The organism is Rhizobacter sp., assembly GCA_021153565.1.
Lineage (GTDB): Bacteria > Pseudomonadota > Gammaproteobacteria > Burkholderiales > Burkholderiaceae_C > Albitalea.
Genome location: JAJKJU010000048.1, coordinates 1 through 10,559 on the forward strand (window position 1 = coordinate 1; position 10,559 = coordinate 10,559).

Genomic DNA, 10,559 nt, shown 5'->3' on the forward strand with positions numbered 1-10,559 from the left:
CGTCCGGCACTACACAAAAGTAGTGCCATACACGCCGCCATATCGTCCTAAGTCAATGATTTCATTGGGGGTCGTAGTGCCAAATGACAAACTTGGGCTAGAGGTGCATCGGAAGATCGGCGACTACCTGACTGTCGAGGCTTCACTTCAGTTCGTTGCGAAGTACGTTGGGCAAGGAGAGATACTCATGGCCGATCGAGATTTCACAGGGTTTGTAGTTGTCGCAACGAACGGCGTCGCGACCGGTTGGTCAACAAAGGGATGACGCTGAGCGGCCAGGAGGGGACGGTCTCGGTCTCTAAGGTCTGCTCTACGTGCAGATGAAGGTGGCGATCAAGTCGTCCAGCGGATTCGCAACGCCGCCATCATCGAACCCGAGTACGTGGGTTGCGCTGTCTATAACGCCGCGACTCACGGCGACCACTCTCTTCCTGGGTTCATTCGCTCGATTCGCGTGGCTTGCGATGCTTGCGAACGTTGTGGTCGCCGGAATCAGAGCACTTGGAAGTAGTCACGAATGGTTGCTGCCATCAGCTTACGCCGCTCGACCAAGAACGCCTTGTATGAGGCTGCATCGACCGTACTCAAGTGGGACGGAACTGCATTCTCAACGAGGTTGCGCGCCAAGTCCCCTGCTTCAGTGATTTCACCATGGCGCAAGACACCAGACTTGATTTGGGCGTCGACTTCGGCCATGTAGAAAGCCGGAGACTTGTTGCTGATGCTGATGTTGATCGACGTCTCGGTAAGGACGAAGTTCGCCACTTGGTTGTAGTCACCTCGGTCGGGATAGCCGTTCTTTTGCAGATAGTCCTTGGGCACGATGTGATGGATGTCGCCGGATTGCTGGTGCATGGCCGCGACCGTGATGCCCTTGGACAGGAAGCCTCGCGCGTTGCGGGTCACCTGAGCAGCCAAAAACGTCTGGAAGAACGGGCTCACCGTGCTGGTCGTTTCCAGAGCTGCAGGAAGCGTGACTGACCAGAACGCGCTGGAAAGCTCGGACTCCTCGATCTGGTTGAGATAGTTCGCGGCGCCCTGCTCGCCGATCCGCCGGATGTCCTGTTCCCAGGTCGACTCGAAGCTGCCGGAGTGGCGCCCCGTCAGCATCGACATCACGAACCAGCGCTTCACGATCCGCTTTCGCTTGCCCTCACTCATAGCCTTGTCATCACGCAGTCGGAGGTAGAGCGCGTACGTGAAATTCAACGCGTTCTTCGCGTTCACCATTCCCGCTGTGATGAATCCAGCGGACTTGACGAGCATGATGAAATTGTTGAAATGATAGTTGTTGACGATGTGAAGCAACGCATGCTCGAGTTTGTCGTATGCGATCGGGATGCGCCCTTCATCCACCCTCCCGGTTTCCGGATCACGACCCGACAACTCGCTGACGATACTCGAAGCCTTGCCGCGGCTAAAGCCTACGAGTCCGGCCACACGAATGACGTCACCATATTCCGGGTCGTACAGGTCCTCCGCCTCGTTCTTCAGCCAGCCGATCTGCTTCAGATAGGCCGTCTTGGCGAATTCGACGTCGTTCTCCGCGATGTCGGCAAAGGCGTGCGGCGCCACCGTCAGATGGCAGAAATAATCGATGAGCTTGCGCAGGTTCCGACCTCGGTCCCCGTAGGTGGCGATCTTGCTCATGGCGAAGTCGGCACTGCTGAGCGGGACACCCTTCGAGTTGATTCGGATGAAGATCTCCGAGATCGTGTCGACGCCGAGGCCATCGTCCAAGTTGATGATCCCGATCTGGGCATTCTGGATGCTGCCGAGACGGCCCAGATTGACCTCGAAGGTTGAATCGGCGCCGGGGTTGCGTTCGCGATAAGCACCTGCGAACGACAAGGGCGACACCGAATTGAAGTATTCGCTGATGTCCGAGATCCATTGCGGGTTCTTTTCGATCACTGGGGTCAGCGTCGCGAACTCCTCGGTGATTGGGTTGAAGGCGATGGTGATGCGCACCGCCTTGTATCGCTTGTTGATCACCTTCAGGCCGGCGACTGCGGCGCGCAGCGCGGTGACCCGCTGCTGCCCATCGATCAGGATCTGCTGATGAGCGGCAATCTGGCCGCCCTTGAGCTTCGCTCCAACTGACTGCCAGGTAATAAGGTAGCCGACGGGGTACCCCTTGTAGAGCGAGTCCATGAGATCACGGACCTTGACACTGTCCCAAACGAACGGGCGCTGAAGTTCAGGAATCGCGATCTTGTTGCTTTTGACTTCCGCAAGAAGGTGCGAAACCGCCGACTGCGTCACCGAATACTTCGCCATTCTGAATCCCCCTTTCTTCGCGATGATGGACCGTCAGGCCCGACTCGGGCCTGGACCCGATGCGGGTCTACAGAGGAACTTGATCCGTCAAACGTTAGCAGCGTACGTCGGCTTTGCGGCTGCCTAATGAGGTAAGGCCGATGTCGGCTGTGGGTCGAACAGCGACGATGCGCCGAGGCAACAATGCTGCAAGCTGTAGCCCGATTCACATTGGCGGACAAACGCCGGTGATTTGTCCGTCGAATTAAACGCTTGCTGTTCCCGCAATCGAGACTGCCCATCGTCATCTCGTGATGGCCCTCATGGTGCTGAGGCAGCTTTGCGGAACCCGACCTGGGAGATCGCCTCCTGAACCCTCTCCACCGTCGCTGGCGCCTCCATCTGAAACCACCCCTCACACCCCCGATCCTTCCTTGCTGCCATCACCGCCTTCTTAATCGCAAAGAACGCTGACACCGCCAAAGTCATCGGTGGCTCCCCAATCTCCTTCGACGACAGCACATCCCCCGGATCCGGCGAAGCCGGCGCCAATTCCCTCGGAAACATCATCACGTTCAACTCAACGGGAATGCTCTGCGCCGCAGGCGGCTTGTATTCCCACGTATTGACCGTGTACAGCGATCCCGGCGCCGGCCGAGTCGCTGACGGCGTAACGGGTGAATCGGCCGGCTGATAGGTCAACTCCTCGCTCGTCACATACCCCAGCCCCTGCACGAATCCGCCTTCCACCTGCCCGACATCCACCGCAGGGTTGAGGCTGTGCCCCGCGTCATAGACCACGTCCGATCGCAAGATCGTGGTCTCGCCAGTCAGCACGTCGATCTCCACCTCCGTGCAGGCCGCACTGAAGGTATAGCCGTTGAAATAGTCCACCGGCTCTGTCGCCGGCTGCCCATCCACGATCTTGAATTCCAACCCCGTGTCGGACTTCCCTCCACCCACAATGCGCACTCGCGCCTGCGCCGACAGATTGACGCGCTGCGCGAAAGCCTGCGACACGATGCTCTGCCACAAGGTCTGCTTGGGGTTGTCAGGCACCGTGGCTCGCCAGCCTTCGGGATAGTCCCAGAAGTTGACGTGCTTGCTGCGGCACCAGTCCGCGCCCTCGGCAGCCAACAGCCTGAAGCAGAATTGTTCGAGCCGTTTGCGCAATTCCCCGCATGCCTTTTGCGCCGCCTTGCCGTTGAACGACGTGCCCGTCGATGCGCCCGTGCTCTCAGGGTTGGGCACCACAGCCGTGTCGTTCTCGGCCACGCGGATGATGCCCATCGGCACGTTCAGCGCCACAGCCACTACCTGCGCCATCTTGGTATTCAGCCCCTGGCCCATCTCGATGCCGCCGTGCCGCACGAGCACCGTGCCGTCCTGGTCGTACACCTCGATCAACGCGCCGCCTTGTTCGAGCATGGTGAGGTTGAAGCCCGAGCCGTACTTCACGGGAATGAGCGAAATGCCGCGCTTGCGCCAGCGGTTTTGGGCGTTGAAGGTTTCCACCGCCGCCAATCGTGAACGGAAGTTCGACTTCTCCATCGTGTAGTCCCACACCTGTTTCATATAGCAGGAGGGGAGCGGTTCACCGTATGGAGTGGTCTCGCCCGGCATGTAGAGGTTGAGTGCCCGCACGTCTTCGGCCAGCATGCCCACACTGTGCGCCGCCGCCTCGATGGCATCTTCAACGATCAGCGCACCTTGAAGCATGCCCACCGTGCGCATCGATGAGTTGGTGGTCTTGTTCGTACGGCACACATCGGACACGCAATTCCAGTTGGGAATGCTGTACGCCGAGTCGCTGCGCAATGACATGCAGTCACTGATGACGAACGAACAGTCATAGGTTCGCCCGCCATCGAGCCAATAGTCCGCCTGATAGCCAGTGATCTTTCCGTGTGTCGCCGGATTGCTCGCGTCGCCGATGGCTATGTTGTAGTTGCCAAGCCCCGAGTGCCGGTGCCCGAACATCGCCGTATCCACCTGGCGCAATGGCGCAAGCCTCACTGACCGATTGGTCTTCCACGCGGCCACCGAAGCCATCACCGCCGGAAACACGGACTGGCCGCATTTGCCGCCGTAGCCTCCGCCCACGCGCCGCACTCGCACGTCGACCTTGTTCAGCGGCAGCATCAGCGCCGATGCCACGCCACCCTGCACGGTGTTCGGATCTTGCGTGGATGAATGGATGCACATCTGCCGGTCTTCCAGCACCTCAGCAAAGGTGGACTGCGTCTCCATATAGAAATGAATCTGGCTGCCCACCTTCTGCGTGCTCGACACCCGGGTGCAGCGCACCAGCCCATGCTTGCCGTCGGGGACTTGAACGTCCTTGGCAACGACGGGCTCGACGGGGTCGGGCTTGTCAGGCTCGCGTGGCGGCACCCAGCCGAGGTGCGAACCTTCGCGCGTGATCTTCCAGATGTGTGAATACCACGGCGCCGTTGCCGGCTTGTCCAGAAATACGATGCTGTTGCGCTCCACGTCGGTGGGGGGAATGTCCAGCAGAGGCTTTTGCGCCTTGAAAACGCAGAGGTCGTTCTGCAGCATCCAGGCCGCTTCCTGTGCCACCTGTTCGTTTTCAGCCAGCACCATGCCGATGCATTGCCCGAAGCCGCTCAGCCACATCGGTGCGCTCACGTCGTAGTCGGCGGGCAGCTTGCCGTCCGGGCATTGAGAAACCTGCACGCTCACGGCAAACACCGGGTCGTCTCCGGCCATTCCTTCGAAGACCGGGCCGGGCACGTCGATGGCCGTCACATAGTCCACGACGCTCGGGTACTTCTGCCGCAATGCAGCCAGCACCTGGGCCGGCGTCGCTGGGCCATCGATGCCCGGCACTGCGTACACGCAGCTGCCCAGGGCGACCGTACTTTGAACCGGCGCGCCGTTGAGTCCGCGCCGCGGCAGGGGAATGTCATGCGTGTAGATCGCTTCGCCGGTGGTCTGCAGATAGGCTTCGATCTTGATGAAGGGCAGGTTGCCCGGGTACTCGGCGGGGTATTTCACATAGGCCTGCGTTCCGTGCGAGACGGGGCGCACCGGTCTGTCGGCGGCAGAGCGTTCGGCCGGCGGCACGGGCAGGTGGCGCCAATTTCTGACTTCGACGTAGAACTTGAATAGATAGGACTCGGCCAGTTGCCGCCTGTACTCGCGGCTGAATCCTTCATCCGGCAATTGCGCATAGCGCGCGGCGTCGCGTTCGAACAGCGCGTCGACTTCGCTGCCCAGGGCTTTCAAGGCACGCTCCAGCGTTGCGGGGTTCCATTCATGGCCGATCAACGCGGCCTCGGTGAGCGGCATGCGTTGAGCCACCGGCGTGAGTCCGCCGAAGACGAGCGTAGCCTCGCCGACGCGTTGGCGTGCATCCAGCCGAACGCGCAGCCCCGCGTTGACGATCGAATGCGCGTTCACTTCGCGCAAGGCGGTCTTGTACGTCTGCACGTACTCGTCCTTGCCGCTCATGCGAACGTCGTAGCGCACCAGCACGCATCCGGCCTTCAAGTCGGGCGACGCCTGCCATTGCGCCGCGAAGTCCAGCAGGTCCATCTCGCGCGGCACGTTCCAGCTCGGCGTGAGAATGGCGACCTTGGTTCCGAGGGCAGCCAGCGCAGTGAAGCAGTCCGATGGAAACGGCACGCCTTCTTCGGCATGCCGAACCACCAGCATGGTGTTGCCGGCCAGCGTGGCCGCGTTGCGCACGATGGTGCCTGCCGTGCGGCCGGCCATGTGCCGCAGGGCATTCAAGGCCGGGAGCGAGGCCTTGTCTGCTTCGCCTGCCTCGCTCGTCGCGGCGATGCGGTCGTCGAGCACGCTAATGAGTTCGCGGTACGTCAACGCACCGCCCAGCCGCAGCGATGTGCTCGTGCCGCGCATGTCGCGCAGCTCGGGAATCTGCGCGATGTCGATGAAGACATGCGGGTTCTCGACCGTGCGCGGATAGATGCCGATGGACGTGTTGCCGCCGACGAGCCGCACGTTCGCGCGGTCTGGAAACTGCTGCAGCACCTTCAACAAGCCGTCGAGGGTGACTGGTCTATACCAGCGGTACCCGTCCACCGCATAGGCCACCGGCCGCGGCGGCTTCTGAAGCGCGTTCGGGAAGGCGATGTTCACCGGCGCCACCTCGCCCACCTGCTCTGCCGGGTCGACGATGCAGGTCATGCAATGGTGCTCGTCGACCACCGGATTCCAGTCCGACGCGAATCTCTTCTTGAAGCCGTAGAGGATGGGGCGGTAGCCCGTGCAGCGGCAGATGTTCCCGTCGAACAGCTCTTCGATCTGCGCCTTGGTGCCCGGCTTGCGGCCGCATTGAGCCACCGCTGCCGTCATGTTCATGATCCATCCCGGTGTGCAGTAGCCGCACTGCGTGCCATTGTTCAAGGCCAGGCATTCCTGCACTTCGCTGATGCAGTCGGCCTTCACGCTGCCCGTGCCTTCCACGGTGGTGATGAGCATGCCGTCGAGCGACGCGAGCGGCCGCAGGCACGAATTGATCGAGCTGTGTTCGACCTTGCGCGTCGCCTCGTTCCAGTGCGACAAGACCACCGTGCACGCACCACAGCCGCCTTGCTTGCAGCCGATCTTCGTGCCCGTCAGGCCGACGTCGGGGGATCGCAGCCAGTCGACCAGCAGCGCAGTCGGATCGACGTCGCGCATGACGATGGGCACACCATTGACGCTGAAGCTGAGGTCGGTCGCAAAGCCTTCGAGCAACGAGGGCGGCACGGGGGCGGTGAGGGTGGTCATGGAAGTCTCTCCCTGATCAGCGCGGTGCGCTGGCTGATGTTGATGGAGAACCTGCATCGGGGCAGGTGCGTGGCAATTGCGGGTTCTTGTAGACCGCGTACTGCGCGAACGCGACCTGCAGTTGCAAGGACGAATCGAGCGGAATGGCCGCCGCGACTTCGCCCGTACTGCCAGGGTAGGCGGACGGATACGAATAGTCCGAGAAGTACTGGCTGTTGGCCTTGTTGAATTCGGTGCAGATGCCGGGATAGTTGAAGATGGCCGGCACGTTCGTGCCTTGCACCTGAACCACGCCCGGCGCTGCTGCATACGCGCCCATGTGACACGACACGCAGCTCGAATCGGCCTGGTCGACGATGCCGGCGAGGCGCTTGTTGCAGCCGTAGTGTTCGGGAATGTTCATCGGCGACAGAGCGGTCTCGTGCAGTGGGCGGCTTTTGGCTTCCGGCACGGCGGGAAAGGTCTTGCCGTCGCTGCCGAACTGCACACCAATGGGCTTCATCCTGTCCCACACCGTCTTGCCGGGCAGCGTGCCGTCGTAGGCGAGGGTGGTGTACACCCAGCGCGTGGGCGAGCGCAGATCGACCACGGCCAGATCCATCTGCACCAGATGCACGTCGCGCACCTTGCGTACGCAAGTCGAATACTTGGTCGGGCTTTCCTGAACGTGCCCGTTCGCCTGCCAGGTGGTCGAGCCTTTGAGATAGGGCACGTCGCGCTCGTCGGCGGTGGTGTTGAGAATCTTCACCACCACCGTGCCTTCAGGAAACGGCATGCCGCGCGCCAGCAGGCGGCTTTTCGCATCCTTGTATGTGTCGGGGTCGCCGCTTTTTGGCCATTGCTGTCCGATGGATGCGCCGCCACAAGGGTTGTAGAAACCGATGGACCAGGTCTCGAACAAGGGGTCGACGCCGTTGACTGCTTTCACGCCCGGCAACACATGCGTGCCCGAGCCCCGCCCCGGGCGAAACACCGATTCCGAAGTCGACAGCTCGTTGGTCAGTCCATGCACGAACTCGCGCCCGCGCTGTCCGTCGAAGGCCATCCACGGCACATGGAACCAGCGCGTGCTGCCCGCAACCGCGGTTCGCCATCCTGTCTCGTTGGGCAGGTCGACTTCCTGGCCTTCCTTGACATAGTCGACGATGTCCTGGATGTAGGCCTCCCATGCCTTGTCCCATCTGGCGTTCTTGAAATCGACCTTGCGCTTGAGCCAGGGCGAAGGGCAGCCGGGCGATGTGGCTGGGTACTGGTCGCTGAGCTTGAACACGGGTCCGGTCCAGCCCGGGGGCGGCTGGTCAACATGGCTTTTGAAGGCCAGCTCGGCCGTGGTGGGCTGCGCGTGAAGCGGCAGTGAAAGACCTTGCAGCAAGGCCGCGCACAGGCAGGCCATGGTCAACCGGTGTTGGTGGTTCATCGAGGGTTCCAATCAAAATCAATATCAAGCCAAATGCGCACTCGCCGTGCGCAAGCGCTACTGCTTCTTGAAGCGATTGATCTGCGCAGGCGTGGCTGGCGGCACCGGTGCGCTGTAGGCCCGCTGCACCAGCGTCCAGCTGAAGTCCCCGCCGAGGCGCTGCGCACCCTGGTGGCAGTTCTGGCAGCTGTCGAGCTGGTGATAGGTCTCCATCGTGATGTTGGCGACCTGGCACGCAGGGAAGGCGATGCCGCCCACCGTGGCGGGCGTGCCGTCTTCGCATCCGAAGTCTTGCTGGTTCGTCTTGGCCCACGGCGGCTGCAGTGGCGACCCCGCCGGAACTGTCGGCGAGGTCGACCATTGCGTGCCGATGAGCCAATAGTTCGCCCACGGTGTGCCGGCCACGAGTTGACGGAAGTTGGTGTTGATCTGCGTCGTCGGCAGCGCGGCCGGCGTGGATGGGATCTGCGACAGGCGCGCAACGTTCACCGGCTTTTGCGCCGCGGTTGACGGGGCGTAGGCATTGACGGGTGCGGGTTCATAGCTGTAGCCGGGATGGTCTGCCGGATTCGCTCGCGTGCCGTCGTAGTAGGACGGCTTCATGCCAGGCGGCATGCTGGGGTCTTCACCCAGGTTGTCCACCTGCTCGAAGGTGCTCCAAACCCATTGCGGAAAGCGATCCACCTTGTGCGAGATGTGAAGACCTACGAGGCCCACGCGTATCGCGGAGCATTGGCAGTCGGTGACGCGCCCCTGCCCGTCGGGTAGCGTGCTCTTGCAGGTGCCCGGCTGCACTGCCAGCGCTTCCATGTTGAAGAAGCGCGGATGAAAGCGCGGTTCGACCCGAGATAGATCGCGCCACGCCGCCTTGACTTCGATGGCTCCCAATTGAGTCGCCGAGCTTGCCGGAAAGTAGATGGGCGGCACGCCGTTCTTCGGCCAATCGGCTTGGTTGTAGTACTTGTTCGAGCGGACGTAGTCGTATTCGACCCGGTTCACGCGAACCTCGTAGCGTGTCAGCAGCCCCGTCTGATCAATGAGCGGACCGGCAAACGCTTGATTCAATTCATCGGCCACCGTGCCGAACTTCGCGGTGTTGATCAGCACCGGCCGCTTGTCGTCGAGGGGAATGTTCTTGCACGGGGTGAGTGCGCTGCCGGCGTCCCACGCGACGGGTGCTGAGCCGTCCTGTGGATAGAGATCGTTGGCCGTCTTCCATCCGAGAAAGGCCGGCTGCAACCCGTTCACGTAGCCCCGCTGGAACGTGGCCGGATCGTTGGGGCGGAAAGGCTCGCCATGGTCTTCGGGGCGCGACGGCCACACGACAGAAAGGAAGTTCTGCCACATGAAGGTGTCGAACATCGGCCGGGTGTCGATGGGGTAGGCAGCGAAGGGGAACTCTGGCACCTGGCGAGGCATGTCGCCTCGGAGCACGGGTTTCAGTGCGGCATAGCTGACTTGCTGCTGCGCCTGCGCGGCGCTGGCGAGAAGGCAGGTCACCATCAGCAGCACGAAGCGCGAGCGCCTCCAGAGCGAAAGTGAATGGCTGGAACCGCCCAGTTCGAAAGGCGTGCGCATAAAGGTCTCCCTGAGCGTTTTTTGTGGATGCCGGCCCGATGCTCACTGTCGGGCCGGCGCGGCTATTCCACATCAATCGCAGGGGGAGGGCCACCCGTATGTTCTTACAGGGGAGGGTTTGTATGGGTCGACGTGACGATAGTCGTGGCCGTCGGTTTCACCACTATCATCGTCCGCTCGTTCACAAGCGGAGCACTGCTCGCCGATGCTGATCTTCCACACCCCGAGTCATCAGTTGCATGCAGGTCGGCAGGAGATGTTCTGCGGTCGTTCGTGCCATGTCGCGGACTTTCTCTCCCGGGCATGGCTCGGCGCGCCGACTGGATCTTTGACTCACACCTTTCAAGGTCTTGTATTGGCTCCTCTCCCCTCTGGGGAGAGGTTGGGTGAGGGGCTGCGGTGATGGCAACCGATGGCTTTATTCACCGCCCACGGCCCTCACCCCAGCCCTCTCCCAGAGGGCTGATCGTGTCCCACATTTAATGCTGGACACGGGGACCGATTCGCCCTATTCTTTTTCGATGCAGGTAGCAGGCCGTGACTTTTC

4 protein-coding genes and 1 pseudogene are annotated in these 10,559 nt (G+C 61.7%); 1 reads left to right on the forward strand and 4 read right to left on the reverse strand.

The window, feature by feature from the left end; all coding sequences use genetic code 11:
- A pseudogene (locus AC30NL_RS03455) lies at positions 1–265 on the forward strand (hypothetical protein); the annotation flags it as partial.
- A gap of 227 nt (positions 266–492) precedes the next feature.
- Here the strand turns inward: AC30NL_RS03455 and AC30NL_RS03460 are convergent.
- From AC30NL_RS03460 to AC30NL_RS03475, 4 genes are all read right to left on the reverse strand, one after another.
- Positions 493–2,280 (reverse strand): GmrSD restriction endonuclease domain-containing protein, encoded by a 1,788-nt coding sequence (locus AC30NL_RS03460; RefSeq protein WP_489462615.1) that lies wholly within the window; start codon positions 2,278–2,280, stop codon positions 493–495.
- Positions 2,281–2,580: 300 nt separating this feature from the next.
- Positions 2,581–7,017 carry a molybdopterin cofactor-binding domain-containing protein gene (locus AC30NL_RS03465; RefSeq protein ID WP_489462616.1) on the reverse strand — a complete coding sequence of 1,479 codons (4,437 nt, stop codon included), beginning with the start codon at positions 7,015–7,017 and terminating at the stop codon, positions 2,581–2,583.
- A 16-nt stretch (positions 7,018–7,033) separates the two neighbouring features.
- The gene (locus AC30NL_RS03470) at positions 7,034–8,434 is read right to left on the reverse strand and encodes a hypothetical protein (protein ID WP_489462617.1); all 1,401 of its coding nucleotides are present in this window, start codon (positions 8,432–8,434) and stop codon (positions 7,034–7,036) included.
- A gap of 57 nt (positions 8,435–8,491) precedes the next feature.
- Complete coding sequence (locus AC30NL_RS03475) at positions 8,492–10,012, reverse strand: hypothetical protein (RefSeq protein WP_489462618.1); 1,521 nt, start codon at positions 10,010–10,012, stop codon at positions 8,492–8,494.
- Between the last annotated feature and the right edge of the window lie 547 nt (positions 10,013–10,559).